This is a genomic window from Streptomyces sp. NPDC031064 (assembly GCF_055570965.1).
The window spans coordinates 224,700-246,693 of the sequence record NZ_JBVIGF010000001.1; the positions used below are offsets into that span (position 1 = coordinate 224,700).

Sequence of the window (21,994 nt, forward strand, 5' to 3'; positions counted from 1 at the left end):
GCGGTGCCCGAACCCAGTCCCAACCCCGGAATAGTCCGTCTGTGGTCGCGCGGTGCGCGTGCCACGCCACAAGGGGCCGGCTTTCTGGCAGGCCCCAGGATCGTGCTCACGTGCGGGCACGTCGTGTCGGCCGCCGCCGGCCAGCAAGAGCGGAGCCCAGTCGATGTGGGGCTCACCGTCGATCTGGACTTTCCGCTCGCCGGGCCTCCGGTCCGCCGACAGACCGCGCGGCTCGTCACGCACATACCCATCGCGGAAGACGGCTCGGGCGACATTGCCGTCCTCGCTCTCGATGAGGATCCGCCGCTTGGCGCCGAGCCCGTACGGCTGCTGGACGTCGACACCGTACGCGGCCACCCGTTCCGGGCTTTCGGTTTTCCCGCCGGCGACGACGAGGGTGTCTGGTCGTTCGGCACCATCGTCGACGAACGCGGACGGGGCTGGCTGCAGTTCGAGAGCACCGGTGCCTGCGAAATCCGGCAGGGCTTCAGTGGCACGCCACTGTGGGACGAGCAGTTCAAGGTGGTGGTCGGCATGGTTGTCGCCACCGACGGGCGGTTCCTTCAACGGGCGGCCTACGCCATCACCGCCGACGTCCTGTTCGAGGTGCACCCTGAGCTACGTCGCCTTGCCGCGCTGCCGTCGCCGTTCCGTGGGCTGGACTCGTTCCGGGAGGAGGACGCCGGCCACTACTTTGGGCGGGGTGAGCAGATCAAGGCGTTGACCGAGGCTGTCACCACGTCGTCCATCGTCCCGGTGCTCGGGGTGTCCGGGGTGGGCAAGTCGTCGCTCGTCCACGCCGGTCTCGTCCCCGCGCTACGCAAACGTGGGGACTGCAGCATCGCCTCGCTGGTCCCGGAACCCGCGTCGGGGGCGGAATACATGCTCGCTTCCGCCCTGCTGCCCTTACTCGACGCGTCGACCGAGGTCATGGAGCCGCTCGACCGACTCGAACAGGTCGAACGGCTCGCTAGGCGGCTGCGGGAGGGAGTGACCGCTCCGGTTGTCAAGGAGTTGCTCGCCCGCTCCGGGACGGCTCAGCTCGTCCTGATCTTGGATCAGTTCGAGGTGCTGTTCCGTTGCTCGCCGGATGCGGCCGACAACGTGGTTGAGCAATTGGTGGGCATGACCGGATGGCGCGCCGCGGACGGCGGGCCTTTGGTGCGACTGGTCTTCGCCCTGCGGCTGGACTTCCTGAAGGCCATGCGGCGCTTCCCGGTTCTGGAGCGGGTGTGCGAGGCGGCGCCGGTACTCGTCGACCGCCTGGCCGAGGACCGTCTCCGTGACGTGGTGCTCTCCCCCGTGGCCTCGTTCCACGGGGCCGTACGTTTCGAGGAGCGGCTCGCCGAGCGGCTCGTGTCGGACGCGGGCCGCAGCCCTGGTGCGTTGCCCCTGCTCGAGTTCGCCCTCACCATGCTGTGGGAGCGACAGCGCCACGGTGTCCTCTCACACGCCGCCTACGAGGAGATCGGCCGCGTCGCGGGCGCCCTCGCGTCGCATGCCGAGCGGGTGGTCAAGGAGCGGCTGGGCGACGTGCGTGACGAGGTGCGGCGACTGTTCGTACAGCTTGTCCGCCCGGGTGACGGACGCCTCGACAGCCCGGTCGACACCGGGCGCACCGCACGCCGCACCGAGCTGCACCCCGCCTGCTGGGAGGCCGCCCAATACCTGGCCGTCCAGCGATTGGTGCACCTCGATCGCGCGTCCGACGGCGTGGAGACGGTGTCGCTCGCTCACGAGGCGCTGCTCGAACACTGGCCGGTGCTGCGTTCCTGGGTCGACGCCGACCGCGACTTCCGGAGCTGGCAGGAACATGTGCGCGAGCGCATCGCGCGCTGGCAGCACAGCGGCCGCGATCACGCCCTGCTGATGCGCGGCTCCGAACTCAAACAGGCGCGGGATCGGCTGCGCGACCGGCCCGACGACATCTCCGAGGGCGAACGCGCATACCTCCTGGCGAGCCTGGAGTGGCGTCGGCGCCGGCGGTCGCGCAAAGCCGTCGTCGCGACGGCGGTCGCGGCGGCGATGGGAACCGTGGCCGGTATCGGAGTGCATGCGGTACGTGGCAGTAAAGCCGCCGAATTGTCGGCCGGCCTCGTGCAGCAGGCACAGGCGCAGGGTCAGGTGGTGTCCCATCGGGAAAAGGCCGCGCTGCTGTCCGTCGCCGCCTGGCGCACCGCACCCACCCAACAGGCACACGACAACCTGTTCTCCCGCTATCTGGCCGATGCCCCGTTCGACGCCGTCCTGCCCGCCGACGGGGAGGTTGCGGAGACGGCGCTGGACGACTCCGGCCAGGTCGTCGCGGTACGCAACAGTGCGGGCGGGCTGTCGGTGTGGCGCGTCGGGGCCGGCGGACCTTCCCTGATCGTCCGCATGGACGACGTCTCAGCCGTCGCGGTCAGTCCCGACGGCACCCGGCTGGCCCTGGGCGGCGACGACAACCGCATCAGGATCTGGGACCTGCGGGAAGGCAGGACCCTGCTGACCGTGCGAGCCACGAGGAGCACCACCAGCACCACCCAGGCGGTGGACGAACTGCGCTTCGACCGCACGGGACGCCGCCTGCTCGCTCATCCTCCCCAGGACGACACGGCCCAGGTGTGGGACCTCGACCGCCCCACCGCCCAGCCCGTCACCCTGGAACCGCTCCGTGAGGGCTACCCCCATGGGTTCGTCTTCGACGCGCACGGCAAACACGTCGTGTCCTCCGGACCGGGCCGTCAGGGCGCCTGGGACGCGCGCACCGGCCGCCTCGTGGCTGTCCCCGGCTTCGAGCAGCCCGAGTTCGCCCGAGGCCCGCGCCCCGTGGCCGCGAAGTGCGCCGACGACAAGTGGCGGCTGTCCGGCATCTCCGCCGGCAGACCCGACCCCCATCTCTTCCAGGGCCTGCGGTGCAGCTCGAAAAGCGTCTTGATCGGTGAGTTGGTCGGCATCTCGGACCAGGTCGTGCTGACACGCGAGGACAAAGCGGTGACCGTGCATGACGCTGCCACCGGACAACGGCTCCTCGTACTGGCCGAGGACGGCCCCAAGGGCCGCTACACCCGCTACGCCCTGGCCGGAGCGAGCCGCCGCATGGCCTTCGCCCGCGGAACGGAGGTACTGGTCACCACAGCCCCGGCGCCCGGCTCGCTCCCGACCGCCGACATCTCCGTCTGGGGCGACGCGGACACCGGCCAGCACGACGAAGAAGCCGCGCACTTCTCCCCTTCCGGCCGTTACCTGGTCACGGTCGGCGTTGGCGGCGCGATCGCGGTCTGGGACCCGGCGACCGGGCAGCGGATCGCAGCCACCGGTACGGGCGGGTACCAGACAGCGAGGCTTGCCTTCGACGCCGAGGAGAAGACGCTGGCCGTGAACGACACTGCGACGCAGTCGGTCACGCTCCACAAGCTGCCGTCCCTCCAGGTACTGCGGCGGATACAGGTCGAGCCACCCCTCGGGTCTGCTCCGCACGACGCGGGGGTTCGTGACCTGGGATTCACCCGGCACGGCCACCTGGTCGTCCTGACGGGAGGCGCCGTCTCGCAGTGGGACGTCACAACCGGCCGCAAGGTGGGTGAGACGCTGCTGTTCCGGGAGAACTCGGAGGTCGACCGGAGCCGGTACGCGACCACGCTCGCGGCCGACCCGGCGTCCGAGCGGATCGCCGTGACGACCCCGGACCTGCGCGGCGTGGAGGTCTGGGATCTCCGCGAGCGACGGCGGGTCAGCGTGGTCGTACCCGACTTCCGCGCTCCGCTCGCCGATCGGAACGCCGTGCGGTTCAGCAGCGACGGCCGCCGTCTGCTGCTGATCGGCAAGGACGCGAGCGCGGAGGTGTGGGACGCCGGGGGTGGGCGCCGTGAGACCTCCATCCCCTCCGACACCGCCCGCGCCACGGCGTTTCTCTCCGACAGCGAGGAAACCGTCAGCGTAAGGCGGGGCATGGTGGAACGGTGGGGTCCTGGAGGACTCATCAGTCAAACCCGTTTGCCCACGGCCGTTCACATCCGGGCCGTCGTGCCCTCACCTGACGGGAAGCGGCTGCTGCTGAGCGTGCCGGTGAACACCACGCAGGGAACGGAGTCGGACTTCGGGACGAGAGCGGTCTTCCAACTGGCACACGCATCCGCCCATGACTGGGCCGCCGAACTCTGCTCACGCGTCACACGCAACGTCTCCAGGGAGGACCTGAACACTGTGCGCTTCGGAATGCTGGAGCGGCTCTTCCTGGAGGTGGCGTCATGCACCGAGCAATGAGCTTCCCGGCCGTGGCAGCGATGCTCTGCCTGACACTGGTCACGGCCTGCGGGGCGTCGGCGGACAAGGGCCGACCGGCATCGAGCCCGTCCGTTTCACTGTGGGACCCCGCAAGTCCGTCGGCGGGGAAGACCTCGGAGGACGGAACGGAGCCCTTCGACGTGGACCGCGCGGTGCTCCGCATCAAGCGCCTGGGATTCACGGCCGATACCGAGGCCGGCGCTCTGAAGAAGCTCCGAGGGCCCCTTCGTGCGATCCACGCCCACTGCACCGGCAGTGTCGACGGGAAATGCGTTTCGGTGTTCTTCTTCTACGGCAACGAGTACGTCGGCTATGACGCGGCCGGGGTTGCCCAGTCAACGATCAAGAGCCAGGACGGGAAGACGGTCACCCTGTCCTACCCCGTGTACCTGCCGACCGATCCGCAGTGCTGTCATTCCGGCGGCGAGAGCGAGTACAAGGCGCGCTGGAAGGACGGCAAGGTGGTCTTCTCGCCCCCACTGCCCGAACACCCGAACCGCCCGGACCAGTGACCTCAGTCCCACGGATCTGCCCCTTCCAACCCGCTCTTGCGCCCATCGACCGTGGCACCAAGTCGCCAGGGGGACGGCGAGCCACGTAAGCGGCCGCTGTGCCTCGACGCGGAACCGGCCGCCGAGTCACGCACATAGCCGCGAGAGCATCACGGATCCGCTGCCCAGTTGCAGCGCGATCCGCCGCGAACGTCCTGCCCAGCACGTTCAGCCGAGGCAGCACGTGAGGCTGGGGGATCGCACATAACCCTCGCGGTTAGGGCACACCGTCCGGCGCGGTACGCACAGGTGACCGACAGTTTGGCCGCCAGCCGCAGCCGGGGCTCGGTCGACTCGTGCAGAGCTGGCTGGACTACAAGCCGGTCATGACCGACCGACGCGGCTCGGGCTGCGGCTTCAGCAGGCAGAGCGCACCGCGATCCTCCTCGGCGACGCCGTACACCCTGGCATGGGAACCGGCCAAGGGACGCGTCATCCTCCGCCTTGGGACCCGGGTCTGTACTTCCCCGACTGGCCGGACGGCGAAGCCCAGGACACAGCCGACTTCCCACTCCCGCGTACACCTGTCCTGGGAGACCCCCAAGGACCTACGGCGAGGCTACGTAAGCGTCATTCAGCAAAGGCAGCATTGGGTTCACCAAAGCCGCCTGCACACGAACACATCTTGGACTGCCAGACGCTGTTGCCAGAGGCCCCGAAGGGGATCGAGTGCCTCACTCCGCTTCACGCCTCCCCGGGCAGTGGCACTCCCCCGAGGAGACGTCTGGTCGCAGCGTGGCAGTGCAGCTCAGCGCACCCTCCCCCGCGGCTTCAGCGCGACCGGCGGGAGTTCAGGAGCAGGCAGACGACCCCCGGCGTAGCCCTCCACTTCGCCGAAGCGGGAGCCCTTCATCCAGTCTTCCCGCGCCTGGGCGATCTCCTCGTGGGTGCGGCCGACGAAGTTCCACCACATGATGATTTCCTCCTCGAACGGCTCGCCGCCCAGGAGCATCAGGCCCGCGTCGGATTCCGCGCGGAGGGGGAGGGATGTGCGGCCGCAGCCGAGGTAGAGCATGGAGCCGGGGAGGACCGGGACACCGTCGACGTGGGTCTCGCCGGACATGGCGAGCACCGCGTACTCGAAGTCGGGGTCGAGCGGCAGATTCGTTTCCGTGCCGCGGGTGAGGGCGAGGTCGGCGCCGACCAGGGGGGTGTAGGTGGTGCCGGGCGAGCGGGCGCCGTCGAGCTCGCCGAGGATGACCGTGGCGGTCAGGCCCGGGGCCGTGACGTGGGGGAGGTCGGGGTGGTACTGGAAGTCGGGCTCGACGTGGCGGTGGGCGTCGGGCAGGGCCACCCAGAGCTGGGCGCCGTGGAGGAAGCGGGCGTGTGGGCGGGGGCTTTCCTCGGAGTGGGAGATGGCGCGCCCGGAGGTCATCAGGCCGAGCTCGCGCGGGCGTACCGTCCGGAGGCTGCCCGTGCTGTCGCGGTGCAGCACCTCGCCCTCGTGGAGCCAGCTCACGGTCTGGAGGCCCATGTGCGGGTGGGGCGGCACCTGCATGCCGGGTTCGTCGGCGATGTCGTCCGGCCCGTAGTGGTCGACGAAGGCCCAGGCGCCGACCATGCGGCGGCCGAGGTTGGGCAGCAGGCGGCGCACCTCGGTGGATTCACCGAGCTGTACGCGACGGGGGCTGAGGAGCTCTCGTACCGGCTCGGCGACGACGAATCCGCGGCCGCCGCAGACGGAGAGCGCGGCCTGGCGGTCTAGGTTGCTCATGCGCCCCAACCTACCGGCGGGCCCGCGGCCCGGGCTCCGGGCCCGCAAAGCTTACGGGTCGTCAGACCACCCGTATGCCGGGGCAACAACGCCAGCAAACCGGGCATATGACGTGCCATATGAGAACTCACATGCCCGAGCTCCGCGCCGCCGCCCGGCGCGTGGGGCGTCGTCACTTCCTCACCGTGGCCGGTGCCGCGGCCGCTCTGGCGTTCACCACGCACCTGCCGGCCGCCGGTGCGGCGAGCCCTTCCGTGCTGGACGCCAGGAAGATCGGCAAGGATCCGTTCACCCTGGGCGTCGCCTCCGGTGACCCGCTGCCGGATTCCGCCCTGCTGTGGACCCGGCTCGCCCCGAGCCCGTACGAGCCGGACGGCGGTCTCCCGGCGCAGCGGGTGGAGGTGCAGTGGGAGGTCGCCTACGACGAGCACTTCTTCGTGGTCGTCAGGAGGGGGACCGCCACCGCCCATCCGGAGTACGCCCACAGTGTCCATGTGGAGGTGCCGGGCCTGGACGAGGACCGGGTCTATTACTACCGTTTCAAGGCCGGTACCTGGATCAGCCCCGTGGGCCGTGTCCGTACCGCCCCGTCGCCCAACTCCTTCTGGGTGACCAGTCTGAAGTTCGCCGCGGTGGCGTGCGCCGCCTACTTCGACGGCTACTACACGGCGTACAAGCACCTGGCGTCCGAGGACCTGGACATGGTGGTCCACCTCGGCGACTACATCTACGAGTACGGGGTCGACTCGGCCGGCGGCCACCGGGGCTACACCGACCGGCAGCTTCCCGCCCACTTCAACCGGGAGACCGTCACGCTGGAGGACTACCGGCTGCGCTACGCGCTCTACAAGAGCGACGCCGACCTCCAGGCCGCGCACGCGGCGCATCCGTTCGTCGTGACGTGGGACGACCACGAGACGGAGAACAACTACGCGGGGGCGGTTCCGGAGAACGGCGTACCGCCGGAGGAGTTCCTGCTGCGCCGCGCAGCCGCGTACCGGGCGTACTGGGAGCACCAGCCGCTGCGTCCGCCGCAGCGGCCGGTGGGCGCGGACATGCGGCTGTACCGGCGGCTGTCGTTCGGGAGCCTCGCGCAGTTCGACATCCTCGACACCCGCCAGTACCGCTCCAACCAGGCCTACGGCGACGGCTGGCACGCCCCGGGGCCCGAGTCGGAGGACACCTCGCGCACCATGACCGGCGCCGCGCAGGAGCGCTGGCTGCTCGACGGGTGGCAGCAGTCGGACGCGTTGTGGAACGTCGTGCCGCAGCAGGTCACCTTCGCCCAGCGGCGGAGCGTGCCCACGGCGAACTACACGCTCTCCATGGACGCCTGGGACGGCTACCCGGCCTCCCGCAAACGCATCCTGGACGGCGCGGTCGCGGCGGGGCTGGACAATCTGATGGTGCTGTCCGGTGACGCCCACGTCGGCTACGGCTTCGACCTGAAGGCGGACTTCAACAACCCCGCCTCACGCGTCATCGGGACCGAGATCGCCACGACCTCCGTCACCAGCGGCAGGGACGGCGCCCAGAAGCCCGGCAACTGGAACAGCCTCACCCAGGCCAACCCGCACCTGAAGTTCTACGACGGGCGCCGGGGCTACACCGTCATCCGGCTGGGCCACCTGAGCGCCGACATCGCCTTCAAGACCGTCTCCACGGTCACCCGGCCCGGGGGCACGCTCAGCACGGCCGCCACCTTCACCACCGGTACGGGAACGCCCGGCCTCCACCCCGCCTGACGGTGGCCGCGGGACGCGGGGTTCACCCGTTCGGCGCCACCCACGGGCAGAGCGCCCGCTCCCGGCATTGCATGGGGCCATGGGCGACCTCACCTACCGGATACGGCAGCGGCACGGCCGTCCGCCGCGCGCCGTCCTCGTCCTGGCCATGGCGGCGCTGCCGCTCTGTCTGGCCGGGTGCTCGGCCGATGCCCCGTCACCCAGGGAGCGGTCCGTCGCCGCGATCGACGCGTTCTGCGAGGACCTCGGGGCGCTGCGGATGGACGCGGGCCGGCTGGCCGACCTCAGCCCCCGGTCGAAGGGGCGCGAGGAGCTGAGGGACCTGCGGGAGGCCGTCGCCCACGACCTCGGGCTCGTGACGCGCAGCGTGCGGGGCGTGCACAAGGCACGGGCGCGGGCACGCGCGCGTGCGGTGTCGGACGCGTACGGCCGGGTCAGCAGGGCCATCGACGAGCTGCCCGGCGCCACCACGGGCACGCAGGCCGCCAAACTGATCAGGCCTCACCTGGAGGCGCTGGACCAGGCCATCGCGGCCTCGCAGGCGTCCGTGAAGTGCTGATCCCGGCCTGGCCGAAGCCGGGCTCATCCCCGGTAGCCCTCCAGCAGCCTCAGCCACATCTCGCTGATCGTGGGGTACGCCGGGACCGCGTGCCACAAGCGGGCGATCGGGACCTCGCCGGCGACCGCGATGGTGGCCGAGTGGAGCAGTTCGCCGACCGCCGGGCCCACGAGGGTGACGCCGAGGAGGATCTCGCGTTCGAGGTCGACGACCATCCGGGCGCGGCCGCGGTAGCCGTCCGCGTAGAGGCCGGAGCCGGCCACCGCCGCGAGGTCCTGGTCGACCGCCCGTACCCGGTGGCCCGCCGCCTCCGCCTCGGCGAGGGTGAGGCCGACGGAGGCGGCCTCGGGGTCGCAGAAGACGACTTGCGGTACGGCGGCGTGGTCGGCGGTCGCGGCGTGCGCGCCCCAGGCTCCGGTGTCGAGCGGGGCCCCGCCGTCGGCGCGGACGCCGATGGCCGCCCCGGCGATACGGGCCTGGTACTTGCCCTGGTGGGTGAGGAGGGCCCGGTGGTTGACGTCGCCGACGGCGTAGAGCCAGTCGCTGCCGTCGACCAGGCAACTGTCGTCCACGGACAGCCAGGAGCCCGGTTCCAGGCCGACGGTCTCCAGGCCCAGGTCGTCGGTGCGGGGCGCGCGGCCGGTGGCGAAGAGGACCTCGTCGGCCTCGACGCGCTCGCCGTCGTCCAGGACGACCGTGACCGGTCCGGTGGGGTGCGGGCGCTCGACGGCGGTGACGGAGACGCCGGTACGGATGTCGGCGCCCGCCTCGGTGAGCGCGTCGGCCACGTGCTCGCCGACGAACGGCTCCATGCGCGGGAGCAGGCCCCGGCCGCGTACCAGCACGGTGACGCGGGAGCCGAGCGCCTGCCAGGCGGTGGCCATCTCGGTGCCGACCACTCCCCCGCCCACCACGACGAGCCGGCCAGGCACGTGCTTGGCGCTGGTCGCCTCGCGGCTGGTCCAGGGCCGGGCGCCGGCGAGGCCGGGCAGGTCGGGCAGGACGGCGCGGCTCCCGGTGCACAGCGCGACGGCGTGCCGGGCGGTCAGCAGCCGCCGTTCCCCGTCGGGGCCCTCGACCGTGACCCTCTTGCCGCCGTCGAGCCTGCCGTGGCCGCGGTGGAGGCGGGCGCCGATCGAGTCGAGCCAGGCCGCCTGGCCGTCGTCCTTCCAGTGCGACACGTAGGCGTCGCGGTGGGCGAGCACCGCGGGGGCGTCGAGGGGGCCCTGTACGGCGCCGCGCAGGCCGGGGACCTTGCGGGCGTCGGCGCGGGCGATCGCCGGGCGGAGGAGCGCCTTGCTGGGCATGCAGGCCCAGTACGAGCATTCGCCGCCGACCAGTTCGCTCTCGACCACCGCCACGCTCAGCCCGGCCGCCGCCGCCCGGTCGGCCACGTTCTCGCCGACGGGGCCGGCGCCCACCACGACGACGTCGTACTCCAGCGTCTCCACCGTTTCGGTCATGGGGTCAGTCTGGTGGTACGTGTGCGCCGTGGCCACATGGGAAGTCGGAATAGCGCGGCTCCGGACACCGTTGTGCGGGGGCCGGGGCGACCCCCACATAAACCGGATGGGAAGAGGTAGGCAGCATGAGCACCGTAGAGCTCACCAAGGACAACTTCGATCAGGTTGTGACGGACAACGACTTCATCCTGATCGACTTCTGGGCTGCCTGGTGCGGGCCGTGCCGCCAGTTCGCCCCGGTCTTCGAAAGCGCGTCCGAGCGCCATCCCGACCTGGTGTTCGCCAAGGTCGACACGGAGGCGCAGCAGGAGCTTGCCGCGGCGTTCGAGATCCGGTCGATTCCCACGCTGATGATCGTCCGTGACAACGTCGCGGTCTTCGCCCAGCCCGGAGCGCTGCCCGAGGCCGCCCTCGAGGACGTGATCGGCCAGGCCCGCAAGCTCGACATGGACGAGGTCCGCAAGTCCATCGAGGAGGGCAAGGCTGGCGCCTGACCGGGGGGCCGCCCTTCCGGCGGCGGGCCACCGGTGCGGGTGCGGACACCGTCCGGGCCTACGCGCGGGGCCGATGCGCGGGGCCGCCGCGCGGGGGCGCCGCACCGGGCCCACGCGCGGGCAGACGCAGCCCGCGCGGGGCCTCCCGGTCAGCGTTCCAGGACCAGTGCCAGTCCCTGGCCCACGCCGATGCACAGCGCCGCGAGGCCCGTACCCGAGCCCGCGGCCGCGAGCTGGTGGGCCACGGAGCCGGCCAGGCGCGCGCCCGAGGCGCCCAGGGGGTGGCCGATGGCGATGGCGCCGCCGCGCGGGTTGACCACCGACGGGTCCAGCTCGGGCCACTCGGCGAGGCAGCCCAGCGACTGGGCGGCGAACGCCTCGTTCAGCTCGAAGGTGGTGAGGTCGGCGAACGTGCGGCCCGACTTGGCGAGGGCACGCTGGACGGCCTCCACCGGTCCGAGGCCGAAGAGCTGCGGCTCGATGCCCGTGACGGCGGAGGCGCGGACACGGGCGAGCGGCTCGCGGCCGCAGGCCTTCAGGCCCTCCTCGTCGACCAGCAGCAGCGCGGCGGCGCCGTCGTTGAGCGGCGAGGCGTTGCCGGCGGTCACCGTGCCGGTGCCGTCGGTACGGAAGGAGGGCTTCAGCTTGGCGAGCGCCTCCATGGACGTGTTGTCACGGACGCACTCGTCGCGGGTGAGGTCCGCTCCCTCGTACGGCACCACCTCGCCGTCGTACAGCCCCTGCGCCCATGCGGCCGCCGCCTTCTGATGACTCGTCAGGGCGAAGGCGTCCTGCTGCTCCCGGGTGATCGCGTGCTTGTCGGCGATCAGCTCGGCGCCCTCACCGAGGGAGACGGTCCATTCGGCGGGCATCTTGGGGTTGGTCATGCGCCAGCCGAGCGTGGTCGAGTGGAGCTGCTGGTGGCCGGCCGGGAAGGCGCGCTCGGGCTTCTGGAGCACCCAGGGCGCCCGCGACATGGACTCGACGCCGCCCGCGAGGACGACGGACGCGTCGCCCAGTGCGATGGCCCGCGCGGCCTGGATGACCGCTTCGAGGCCGGAGCCGCACAGGCGGTTGACGGTGACGCCGGGTACGGAGACGGGGAGCCCGGCGAGCAGGACGGCCATCCGGGCCACGTCGCGGTTGTCCTCGCCGGCCCCGTTGGCGTCGCCGAAGTAGACGTCGTCGAGCCGGGCGGGGTCGAGCGCGGGCGTGCGGTCCATGAGCGCCCTGACGACGTGCGCGGCGAGGTCGTCCGGCCGGACGGAGGAGAGGGCGCCGCCGAACTTGCCGATCGGCGTGCGGACGGCGTCGACGATGTAGACGTCGCGGATGCTCATCGGGTGCTCTCCCACGTGACCTCGTGCCCTGATTGCCGCTTGTTCGCCAGGTGAAGTAAACTTCGAGGCCCGGCCTGGCCCGAGTTTCGGCCGGGGGCCCGGCCGCTGTCAACGGCACGCGGTCAGCGGATGCGCGCCGAGAGCCCGTAGTCCAGCTCCGCGCCGTCCACCAGCAGGGCCTCCACCGTGCGGGTCTCGGGGTCGATGTCGGCCTCGACGCCCTCGCCGGCGTACCGGGGATAGCCCGACGCACCCGTCTCACCGGTGGCTTCGACGACGGCCGAACGGATCGCGACCTCAGCGAGGTGCGCCGGGTCGCGCCCCTCCGCGTGCTCGGGCACCAGCAGGATCTCGAAGCGCTGCGGATCTGTGCTCATGCAGGCGACGCTAGAGACGTTCGGCGCGGCCTGCACCTCAGGTACCCCCCAGGACGCCAGACACCTCAGGCACCTCAGGTGGACTCGCGGTGGATCGCGCGGGCGCCCATGAGGTCGTGCCCCTCCGGTGTGCGGTCCGGGTCGCCAACCACGCGGTCGACCAGCTCGGCCAGGTGCTGGCCGGTCTCCATGTCGATCTGGACCGTGCTCAGCCGGGGCCTCAGCAGTTTGCCGAGCAAGAGGTCGTCGGAGCCCATCACGGCCGTGTCGTCCGGGACGGACACGCCCGCGTCCTGCAAGGCGCGCATCAGGAGCATCGCGTACTCGTCGTTGTACGCGAAGACGGCGTCCAGGCCCAGGGCGGGCCAGCGGGCGGCCAGGGCCCCGGCCGACTCTTCCGTGTAGGCCAGCGGCACCGGCACGACCTCCGCGCCGGTGCCCGCCACCGCGCCGCGCACCCCTTCGAGGCGGGGCCCGGAGAACAGCTCCAGACCGGTCTCCTCGGGCACGACGACACCGATGCGCCGGTACCCGCGCTCCACCAGGTGCGCGCCGGCGCAGCCGCCCACCCGGCGCTGGTCCATCGGCAGGGCGTGGGCGCCCTCGACGGGCCGGGGGCCGAGGGTGATCACGGCCCGGGCACCGGACCGCTTGAGGACGTCGACGCCCTGCGGGGTGAGCTCCACCTCGCCCAACGACACGACGGCGACGGGCCTCAGCTCCGCCCAGGCGCGGGCCGCCTCGTCCCCGTCCAGGCCCATGGTGGCGTACTGCACGACCGTGTAGTCGAGCCGGCGCAGCGCCCACTGGAGCTCGTTGAGGAAGTGGCCGTAGAGCGGGCCGACGGGGATCTGCGCCGTGGGCAGCAGCACGATCCGGGTGCGGCCGGCCCGCAGACTGCGGGCGGCGGCGTGAGGTACGTAGCCCAGCTCCTCGGCGGCCTCCCGCACGCGGCGGCGGGTCGGTTCGCTGATCCGTACGGCCGAGGTGTTGTTGAGGACGTACGAGACGGTGGCCCGCGAGACACCGGCCAGCCGCGCGACATCGGCGCTGGTCGGGACCGGGCGGGGCGCCGGAGGCCCGGCGGACGGTCTGGGGGGTGTCTGGGTCATCGCTCCCGCATCTTTCCAGACCGGTCCCCGCCCGGGTCTGGCGGATGGCCGGAAAGGGGTGCTACACAGTCCCCCACCAGTTTACTGACACGTGTCACCAATGCGTGTGACCCCACCTCCAGGAGGGCAACGTGGCCCTTTCCGCGTCCGGTGCGGAAACATCCGGGACATCCGGGACGTCCGGCACCGGCTCCCCGCCCGGCTCCCCGTCCGACTCGGCGGCCTCTCCCCCGTCCCCCGCCCCCGCCCCCGTCCGGCGCCCCACGCGCGGGCTGCTGCCACTGCTCCTCATGGGCAACGCGGCCATGTACGCGCTGTACGTCGGCGTCCCGGGCGTCCTGCTGGCCCTCCAGATCGAGGACATCGACCCGGCCGGCAAGGTGACCAGCTTCGGACTCGTCTCCGGCGTCTCGGCGGTGTTCGCGACCGTCTTCAACCCGGTCGCGGGCGCGCTGTCGGACCGCTCCGGCCGCCGCAATCCGTGGATCCTCGCCGGCGGGCTCCTGGCGCTCCCCGTGATGCTGCTGCTCGGCAGCGTCGACACGATCCTTCTGGTGACGATCGCCTGGTGCCTGGGCCAGGCCGTGATGAACGTCTACCAGGCCGCCCTGACCTCCGTGGTCCCCGACCGGGTCCCGGTCGCCGCGCGCGGCCGGGCCTCCGCGGCCGTCGGCCTGGGCCTGCCCGTGGGCACCACCGCCGGCGCCCTGCTGGCCGCGGCGTTCTCGGAGGACTACCGCACCGGCTACCTGGTGTTCGGCGCCGTCGTGGCGGCCGCGGCCGTGCTGTTCACCGCCTGCGCCCGCGAGGAGCGGCTGCCCGCCCGCCGCCCGATGCCGGTCCGGGAGCAGATCGCCGCGTTCGGCAGTGCGCTGCGGGCCCATGACTTCCGGTGGGCCTTCATCGGGCGGGCGCTGCTGATCCTCGGGTACTTCGCGGTCGCCGCGTTCCAGCTCTACGTCCTCCAGGACCACACCGAGCTGCCCGCCGGGCTGAGCGCCGAGGAGGCCGTGGCGATCCTGATGCCGGTCGGCAGCGCGGCGATGGCCCTGTCCACCGTCGCCGGGGGCTGGCTGTCCGACCGGTTCGACCGCCGCAAGCTCTTCGTCGGCGCCTCGGCGGCGCTGACCGCGGCCGCCCTGCTGGTCCCGGCCGTGTCGGCGAGCTGGCCCGCCATGCTGGTCTTCTCCGTGCTCAACGGCCTGGGCTTCGGCTGCTACATGGCGGTCGACACGGCCCTCGTCACGATGGTGCTGCCCAAGGCCGAGGACGCCGCCCGGGACATGGGCGTGCTCAACATCGCCAACGCGGGGCCGCAGATCGTCGCCCCGTTCGTCGCCTCGATGATCGTCACCGCCACCGGCGGGTACACCGCTCTCTTCCTCGTCGCGGCCGCGCTGTCGGTGCTCGGCGCACTGGCCGTACGGCCGATCCGTACCGTGTCCTGATCACCTGTCACACCTGCCACCTGCCACCACTCCTGCTACCGGAAGGGCAGCAACGTGCGGCTGCACACCACCACCTGGGGCGAGGGCGACCGCGTCGCCCTGCTCATCCACGGCATCATGGCTGACCACCGCACCTGGCGGCGGGTCGGGCCGGCCCTCGCCGAGCGGGGTTACCGCGTCCTCGCAGTCGACCTGCGCGGTCACGGCGCCAGCGAGCGGGCGGAGACGTACACGGCGCGGGACTTCGCCGACGACGTCGTCGACACCCTGCCGAAGGGCGCCGAGCTCGCCGTGGGGCACTCGCTCGGCGGCCTGACGCTGTCCCTCGCCGTCGAGCGCCTCGCACCGCGCCGCGCGGTCTACTCGGACCCGGCGTGGCACCTCCCGGTGGGCGAGGGGGGCTTCCGGGGCGACCTGTTCGCCCGGTTCAAGGGCGCGACGCGGGAGATGGTCATGGCGATGAACCCGCGCTGGGAGGCGGCGGACGTCGACATCGAGCTGGAGACCCTGAAGATGTGGGACGAGGCGACGGCGTACGGGCTCGAACCGGTCGCCGGGACCGATCTGCTGCCGCCCGCGCCCGTCGTCCCGTCGCTGGTGACCCTGGCCGATCCGAGTCAGCTCATATCCCCGGAGCGGGCCGCGCTGCTGCGGGAGCGCGGTTTCGAGGTCCGTACGGTCGAGGGGGCCGGGCACACCATCCACCGGGACGACTTCGACGCGTTCATGGCGGCGCTGGACGGATGGGTCTGACCGGCCCCGTCAGGCGGCGGTGACGGCCGCGAAGGTGTCACGGAACGCGCCCAGGGTCGTCCCCCGGGGCGTCCGGTCCAGCACCGCGAACACGACCTCGTCGAAGTGGCGGGCGAACCGGCCCTCCCCGGTCAGCAGCGCCCGGAAGGCGCGCGCCACCTCGGCGGGGTCGTTGCGGAAGACCCCGCATCCCCACGCGCCCAGCACCAGCCGCCGGTACCCGCACACCGCCGCCGTCTCCAGCACGCGTTCCGCGCGGGAGGCCAGGGCCGCCGGTATGCGGCCGGCGTCCTCGGGCGTACGGCCGGCGATCACCCCGGCGTTGGGTGCGGGCGACGTGAGAAATCCCACTGCGCAAGGGGAGTTGAGGAGTCGGCCGCGGTCGTCGCGGAAGACCGGGACGCCCGGCGAGTGGATGACCCGGTCAGTGTAGAAGGGGCTGCGGTCGGCGCGGTGGTGGGCGTAGAACTCCGGTACGCGCAGCAGCGTGGCGTACAGCGCCGAGGACCGGCACAGGGCCTCCTCCTGCGCCTGCGCTCCGTTCAGGTAGCCGCCACCGGGGTTGCGGGCGGAGGAGAAGTTGAGGACGGCGACCTCGCCCGGGGCTTCGTGTGCGAGCCGTCGCGCGGCCTCCAGGCTGGACTCGCCCGTGACCTCGAAGCGGGTGGTCCGGTCGGTGTCCGGCGTCACCGCGACGGGCTCGGGGCCGTACATCGTGGTCCCGGCGAGGGCGGCGGCGATCTCGGCGCCGATGGTGACCGTGCGCCCGTCGGGGGCCTCGTACCGGCCGGCCTCGACGATCTCCTCGGTCCGCTTCGCGATCTCTCGCAGACGTGCACTCATACCCGGCATGGTCGATAATCATTCAAGCGCGCGGCAACCGGTTTTCCGCCCCTGAGGGCACTCTTGTGCGATCACAGACCGGTGGCTTAGGTGGGACGGAACGCCTTCAACGGGCTGTCGGACGACCTTCGACGGCCTTCGACAGGAGGAGCCCGCATGCCACTGGGAGACACGCCGGACAGCGGCGGTCCGCTCGCCGAGGACGAGGCGGAGGACCTGCTGCGCTGCATCTGTTTCAAGACCGGCCCCCCGCGCGCGGTGGGGGTCGAACTGGAGTGGTTCGTCCACGACCTGCACGTCCCGCACCTTCCCGTCACGCACGACCGGCTCCGTACCGCCTTCGGCGGACTGCGGGCCCTGCCGCTGAAGTCGGCACTCACCCTCGAACCCGGCGGGCAGCTCGAGCTCAGCTCGCCGCCCGCGGCGTCCCTCATGGAGTGCGTCAGCACCGTCTCGGCCGATCTGACGGCCGTGCGGACCGCGCTGGGCGCCCTCGGCCTCACCCTCACCGGCTCCGGTACCGATCCCTGGTACCCGCCCCGCGACCGGCTGCTCAGCGAGCCGCGCTACGACGCGATGGAGAGCTACCTGGACCGTACGGGTCCGGCGGGGCGCGCCATGATGCGGGACACCGCCTCGGTGCAGGTGTGTCTGGACGCCGGTCACGAGGAGCCCGGGCCGCTGGGCTTCGAGCGGCGCTGGCGGCTGGCCCACCTGCTGGGGCCGGTCCTGGTCGCCGCGTTCGCCAACTCCCCCGTCCTGCACGGCAAGCCGTCCGGTCTGCGGTCGGCCCGGCAGGGCCTGTGGGCGGACCTCGATCCGGTACGGGGCACGGCGCCCGACGCCGGGCTGGAGCCGCGTGCCGCGTGGGCGGCGCACGTGCTGGACGCGCCGGTGATGTGCGTCCGGGGCGGTGACGACGCCCGGCCGTGGGAGGTGCCCGAGGCGCTGACCTTACGGGAGTGGCTGCGGTCCGGGGAGCCGAGGCCCGCCACCCGGGCGGACCTCGACTACCACGTGACCACGCTGTTCCCGCCCGTCCGGCCGCGCGGGCACCTGGAACTGCGCATGATCGACGCCCAGCCGGGCGAGGACGGCTGGATCGTGCCGCTCGCGGTCACGACCGCGCTGTTCGACGACCCGGAGGCGGCCGAGGCCGCGTACCGGGTGGTCGAGCCCCTGGGGGCGACGGCATCGCCGTCGGGCGCGCCGCCGCGTGACGCGCTGTGGCGCGGCGCCGCCCGCGACGGTCTGACCGCGCCCGCGCTGCACGAGGCCGCCGTCGCCTGTTTCGCGCTCGCCCTGGAGGCCCTGCCCCGGCGGGGCGCCACCACCGCCGTCCTGGACGCGGTCGCCGCGTTCCACGAGCGCCATGTCGTACGGGGCCGGTGTCCCGCCGACGACCAGTTGACCCCCGCGACCGTGACCGTGACGGGCATGACCGTGAAGGACATGACCGTGACGGGGGCCGGGACATCCGGGAAGGACCTCCGTACATGACCGACCCCGAGAAGCTCAGGCGGCGGGCGCTGGACGCGCTGACCACCACCCGGGCTCGCACCGCGCTGCTCACGAGCTGCGTCGACGACGGTGAACTGACCGCACAGCACTCGCCGTTGATGTCCCCGCTGGTGTGGGACCTGGCCCACATCTCCAACCAGGAGGAGCAGTGGCTCTGGCGGGCGGTGGCGGGCCGTGAGGCGCTGCGCCCCGAGATCGACTCGATCTACGACGCGTTCGAGCACCCGAGGGCCTCCCGGCCCACGCTGCCGCTGCTGGCGCCGGCCGAGGCGCGCGCGTACGCCTCCGACGTCCGCGACCGGGTGCTGGACGTCCTGGAGAGCACCCCGCTGGAGGGCGGCCGGCCGCTGGTGGACGCGGCGTTCGCCTTCGGGATGATCGCCCAGCACGAGCAGCAGCACGACGAGACGATGCTGATCACCCACCAACTGCGGCGCGGCCCCGCCGCGCTGGACGCCCCGGCGCCGCCTCCCGGTCCGGGCGCGGCGGACCTGCCCGCCGAAGTGCGGGTGCCGGGCGGGCCGTTCACCATGGGCACCTCTGCCGAGCCGTGGGCACTGGACAACGAACGCCCGGCGCACGCGCGCGTGGTGCCCGATTTCTTCATCGACACGGTGCCGGTCACCAACGGCGCGTACATGGCCTTCATCGCGGACGGGGGCTACCGCGACGAGCGCTGGTGGGCGCCGGAGGGCTGGGCGCAGATCCGCGAGCACGGCATCGGCGCGCCGCTGTTCTGGCGCCGCGAGGGCGGCCAGTGGCTGCGGCGCCGGTTCGGTGTCGTGGAGCCGGTGCCCGAGGACGAGCCGGTGCTGCACGTGAGCTGGTACGAGGCCGATGCCTACGCCCGTTGGGCGGGGCGGCGGCTGCCGACCGAGGAGGAGTGGGAGAAGGCAGCCCGGCACGACCCGGTCTCGGGCCGCTCCCGGCGCTACCCGTGGGGCGACGAGGACCCGACGCCCGACCACGCCAACCTGGGCCAGCGCCATCTGCGGCCCGCGGCGGCCGGGAGCTATCCGGCGGGGCAGTCCCCGCTGGGCGTACGGCAGTTGATCGGCGACGTCTGGGAGTGGACGTCCAGCGACTTCCTGCCGTACCCCGGTTTCGTCGCGTTCCCGTACAAGGAGTACTCGGAGGTCTTCTTCGGGCCGGGGCACAAGGTGCTGCGCGGCGGTTCGTTCGCCGTGGACCCGGTGGCCTGCCGGGGCACGTTCCGCAACTGGGACCTGCCCGTGCGGCGGCAGATCTTCTCCGGGTTCCGCACGGCGCGGTCCGCCGGAGAAGGGGCGGCCGCCTGATGTGCCGTCATATCGCCTACGTCGGACCGCCGGTGCCGCTCGGCGAGGTGCTGGTGGATCCGGCGCACCCGCTGTACCGGCAGTCCTGGGAGCCGCGCCGGCAGCGGTACGGGACGGTGAACGCGGACGGGTTCGGTGTGGGCTGGTACGCGGACGGCGACCCCGTGCCGGCCCGTTACCGGCGCGCCGGGCCCATCTGGGCCGACCTGTCGTTCGCCGATCTGGCCCGGGTGGTACGCACCGGGGCCCTGCTGGCCGCCGTCCGGGACGCCACCCTGTCCGGGGCCGACGCGGAGGCGGCCGCCGCGCCGTACACCGCCGGGCCGTGGCTGTTCAGCCACAACGGGGCGGTGCGCGGCTGGCCCGGTTCGCTGGCGCCGCTCGCGGGGCGACTGCCGGGCGACGAGCTGCTGTCGCTGGAGGCCCGCAACGACTCCGCCCTGGTGTGGGCGCTGGTCCTGCACCGGCTGCGGAGCGGCGACGACCCCGCCCGGGCGCTGGCCGACACCGTGTACGACGTCGCCGCGGCGGCGCCCGGTTCGCGGCTGAACCTGCTGCTCACCGACGGCGAGGCCGTCTGGGCGACCGCCTGGGGCGACACCCTGTGGTACCTGGCCGAGCCCGGCCGGGGCCGCGTGGTCGTGGCCTCGGAGCCGTACGACGACGATCCGGGCTGGCGCGAGGTGCCCGACCGCACCGTGCTCGCCGCGACCCGCACCGATGTTCTTCCGACCCCGCTCAAGGAGCCACCCGCGTGAGCCCGTTCCTGCTGACCCGTACCCTGCCGGAGGACGCCACCGGTGCCGATCTGCGCGCCGACGTCCTGCACGGCCTGACCCGTACGCCCAAGGACCTGCCGCCCAAGTGGTTCTACGACGCGCGGGGCAGTGAACTGTTCGAGGAGATCACCAGGCTGCCCGAGTACTACCCGACCCGGGCGGAGCGGGAGATCCTGATCGCCCGGTCGGCGGAGATAGCCGCCGCCACCGGGGCCCGCACCCTGGTGGAGCTGGGCTCGGGCTCGTCGGAGAAGACCCGCCACCTGATCGACGCGTTGCTGCCGGAGCTGGAGAGCTACGTACCGGTGGATGTGAGCGAGAGCGCTCTGACCGGGGCGGCCGAGGCGCTGACCGCCGAGCACCCGGGGCTGCTGGTGCACGCGCTGATCGCCGACTTCACCCGGGGCCTGGCGCTGCCGGGCACGCCGGGGCCCCGCCTGGTCGCCTTCCTGGGCGGCACGATCGGCAATCTGCTCCCCCAGCAGCGGAAGGTGTTCCTGCGGTCGGTGCGTTCGCTGCTGGCGCCCGGCGACGCGCTGCTGATGGGCACCGACCTTGTGAAGGACGAGGAGACGCTGGTCGCGGCGTACGACGACGCGGCGGGCGTGACGGCGGCGTTCAACAAGAACGTGCTGGCCGTGCTCGCGCGCGAGCTGGGCGCGGACGCCGATCCGGCGGACTTCGACCACGTCGCGGTCTGGGACCGGGAGAAGGAGTGGATAGAGATGCGGCTGCGGGCGCGGGAGGCGCTGACCGTGAAGATCCCGGAGCTGGACCTGGCGGTCACCTTCGAGGCCGGCGAGGAGATGCGTACGGAGGTGTCGGCGAAGTTCCGTCAGGAGGGAGTGCGGGATGAGCTGTCGGCCGCCGGGATGGAGCTGACGCACTGGTGGACGGACGAGGAGGGACGGTTCGCGCTGTCACTGGCGACAGCGGTGTGAACCGCGTTCTGAGCCGCCCGGGCGAGTGAGCGGCGGTCGGTGTGGTGACCGGCGGGGATCGGGGGCAGGATCCGGATCTCCGCGGTGAGCCCGCCGGCCGCCGCCACGCGCCACAGCGAGGCGGGGAGCGGGTCGTCGCCGACGAAGGCCGCCGGGCCGGCCGGATGGTAGGCGAGGCGTACGGGCTGGACGGCGACGCCCGCGTCCAGCGCGGCCTGGAAGGCGGCGGGCCGGAACCGGCCGTGGGCGCGGCCGCACCAGGTGGAGCCCTCGGGGAAGACCACCACGCGGGAGCCCCCTCCGAGCGCCTCGGCGATGTCCCGGACCGTGCCGGGCAGGGAGCGCAGCCGGTCGCGTTCGAGGAACAGGGTGCCGCCCCGGGCGGCGAGCGGGCCGAGCAGCGGCCACCGCCGCACCTCGCTCTTGGCGAGCATCCGGCCGGGCAGGACGGCGGCGACGAGCGGGATGTCGAGCCAGGAGATGTGGTTGGCGACCACGAGCTGAGGGCGGTGTTCGTGTGGTGTGCCGGTGATCCGCAGGCGTACGCCGAAGGCGCGGATCACCGTCCGGCACCACAGGCGGGTGGCCCGCTCGCGGGCGGCGCGGCCGAGGGGGGCCGTGAGGGGCGCGAGGAGTACGCCGGCGAGGACGGCCAGGGTCCCGGCCGCCAGGCGCCCGACGGCCCGGACGCGGGAGGCGGCGGCCGCCGGTGCGGGTGTACGGGCGCAGTGGCGGGGCGTGCAGGGCGCGCCGGGCAGCCATGGCGATTGAGCCGGAGTGGCGCGCGGCT

At 72.6% G+C, this 21,994-nt stretch carries 18 protein-coding genes; 11 read left to right on the forward strand and 7 right to left on the reverse strand.

All coding sequences use genetic code 11. The annotated features are described in order from the left end of the window. The first annotated feature begins 3 nt into the window (after positions 1-3). Together ACZ46W_RS00925 and ACZ46W_RS00930 are read left to right on the forward strand one after the other, a co-directional pair. Positions 4-4,245, forward strand: coding sequence for an nSTAND1 domain-containing NTPase (locus ACZ46W_RS00925; RefSeq protein WP_468329254.1), 4,242 nt, complete (start codon positions 4-6; stop codon positions 4,243-4,245). 20 nt (positions 4,246-4,265) lie between these two features. Further along, a complete protein-coding gene (locus ACZ46W_RS00930; protein ID WP_468332334.1) occupies positions 4,266-4,778 on the forward strand; it encodes an LppP/LprE family lipoprotein in 513 nt (170 codons plus the stop codon). Between the two features lie 787 nt (positions 4,779-5,565). On the opposite strand, the gene ACZ46W_RS00935 is transcribed toward ACZ46W_RS00930, so the two are convergent. Then, the gene (locus tag ACZ46W_RS00935; RefSeq protein WP_468329257.1) at positions 5,566-6,531 is read right to left on the reverse strand and encodes a pirin family protein; all 966 of its coding nucleotides are present in this window, start codon (positions 6,529-6,531) and stop codon (positions 5,566-5,568) included. Positions 6,532-6,662: 131 nt separating this feature from the next. Here ACZ46W_RS00935 and ACZ46W_RS00940 point away from each other — a divergent pair, with 131 nt between their 5' ends. Further along, the gene (locus tag ACZ46W_RS00940; protein ID WP_468329260.1) at positions 6,663-8,276 is read left to right on the forward strand and encodes an alkaline phosphatase D family protein; all 1,614 of its coding nucleotides are present in this window, start codon (positions 6,663-6,665) and stop codon (positions 8,274-8,276) included. Positions 8,277-8,355: 79 nt separating this feature from the next. Beyond that, the gene (locus ACZ46W_RS00945; protein WP_468329263.1) at positions 8,356-8,835 is read left to right on the forward strand and encodes a hypothetical protein; all 480 of its coding nucleotides are present in this window, start codon (positions 8,356-8,358) and stop codon (positions 8,833-8,835) included. A 23-nt stretch (positions 8,836-8,858) separates the two neighbouring features. Here the strand turns inward: ACZ46W_RS00945 and ACZ46W_RS00950 are convergent, their stop codons facing one another. Beyond that, entirely contained in the window at positions 8,859-10,298 is a 1,440-nt protein-coding gene (locus ACZ46W_RS00950) for a dihydrolipoyl dehydrogenase family protein (RefSeq protein WP_468329266.1), read from the reverse strand. A 125-nt stretch (positions 10,299-10,423) separates the two neighbouring features. On the opposite strand from ACZ46W_RS00950, the gene trxA reads away from it, so the two are divergent. Then, entirely contained in the window at positions 10,424-10,792 is a 369-nt protein-coding gene (gene trxA / locus ACZ46W_RS00955; RefSeq protein ID WP_468329269.1) for a thioredoxin, read from the forward strand. 149 nt (positions 10,793-10,941) lie between these two features. Here trxA and ACZ46W_RS00960 read toward each other — a convergent pair whose 3' ends face one another. From ACZ46W_RS00960 to ACZ46W_RS00970, 3 genes are all read right to left on the reverse strand, one after another. Continuing rightward, positions 10,942-12,132: a thiolase family protein gene (locus ACZ46W_RS00960; RefSeq protein WP_468329272.1), complete on the reverse strand. Its 1,191-nt coding sequence runs from the start codon at positions 12,130-12,132 to the stop codon at positions 10,942-10,944. Positions 12,133-12,254: 122 nt separating this feature from the next. Then, on the reverse strand, positions 12,255-12,509 hold the full coding sequence (locus ACZ46W_RS00965) for a hypothetical protein (RefSeq protein WP_468329275.1): 255 nt from the start codon (positions 12,507-12,509) through the stop codon (positions 12,255-12,257). A gap of 74 nt (positions 12,510-12,583) precedes the next feature. Then, positions 12,584-13,621, reverse strand: a complete 1,038-nt coding sequence (locus tag ACZ46W_RS00970; protein ID WP_468329278.1) for a LacI family DNA-binding transcriptional regulator — start codon at positions 13,619-13,621, stop codon at positions 12,584-12,586. A gap of 131 nt (positions 13,622-13,752) precedes the next feature. Between ACZ46W_RS00970 and ACZ46W_RS00975 the strand changes: the two genes are divergently transcribed. Next, entirely contained in the window at positions 13,753-15,069 is a 1,317-nt protein-coding gene (locus tag ACZ46W_RS00975; RefSeq protein WP_468329281.1) for an MFS transporter, read from the forward strand. Positions 15,070-15,123: 54 nt separating this feature from the next. Beyond that, the gene (locus ACZ46W_RS00980) at positions 15,124-15,822 is read left to right on the forward strand and encodes an alpha/beta fold hydrolase (protein WP_468329284.1); all 699 of its coding nucleotides are present in this window, start codon (positions 15,124-15,126) and stop codon (positions 15,820-15,822) included. Between the two features lie 9 nt (positions 15,823-15,831). Here the strand turns inward: ACZ46W_RS00980 and ACZ46W_RS00985 are convergent, their stop codons facing one another. Next, positions 15,832-16,665, reverse strand: coding sequence for a TIGR02452 family protein (locus tag ACZ46W_RS00985; RefSeq protein ID WP_468329287.1), 834 nt, complete (start codon positions 16,663-16,665; stop codon positions 15,832-15,834). A 156-nt stretch (positions 16,666-16,821) separates the two neighbouring features. On the opposite strand from ACZ46W_RS00985, the gene egtA reads away from it, so the two are divergent. The 4 genes from egtA to egtD are packed head-to-tail and all read left to right on the forward strand — an operon-like array spanning position 16,822 to position 21,204. After that, positions 16,822-18,165: an ergothioneine biosynthesis glutamate--cysteine ligase EgtA gene (gene egtA / locus ACZ46W_RS00990; RefSeq protein ID WP_468329290.1), complete on the forward strand. Its 1,344-nt coding sequence runs from the start codon at positions 16,822-16,824 to the stop codon at positions 18,163-18,165. After that, complete coding sequence (egtB, locus tag ACZ46W_RS00995) at positions 18,162-19,484, forward strand: ergothioneine biosynthesis protein EgtB (protein WP_468329293.1); 1,323 nt, start codon at positions 18,162-18,164, stop codon at positions 19,482-19,484. The genes egtA and egtB overlap by 4 nt, the downstream gene beginning before the upstream one ends. Beyond that, positions 19,484-20,242, forward strand: coding sequence for an ergothioneine biosynthesis protein EgtC (gene egtC / locus ACZ46W_RS01000; protein WP_468329296.1), 759 nt, complete (start codon positions 19,484-19,486; stop codon positions 20,240-20,242). Before egtB ends, egtC begins: the two co-directional genes overlap by 1 nt. Next, positions 20,239-21,204 (forward strand): L-histidine N(alpha)-methyltransferase, encoded by a 966-nt coding sequence (gene egtD / locus ACZ46W_RS01005; RefSeq protein ID WP_468329298.1) that lies wholly within the window; start codon positions 20,239-20,241, stop codon positions 21,202-21,204. The genes egtC and egtD overlap by 4 nt, the downstream gene beginning before the upstream one ends. On the opposite strand, the gene ACZ46W_RS01010 is transcribed toward egtD, so the two are convergent. After that, entirely contained in the window at positions 21,099-21,962 is an 864-nt protein-coding gene (locus ACZ46W_RS01010) for a lysophospholipid acyltransferase family protein (protein WP_468332336.1), read from the reverse strand. The two genes, egtD and ACZ46W_RS01010, sit on opposite strands and share 106 nt — an antisense overlap. Between the last annotated feature and the right edge of the window lie 32 nt (positions 21,963-21,994).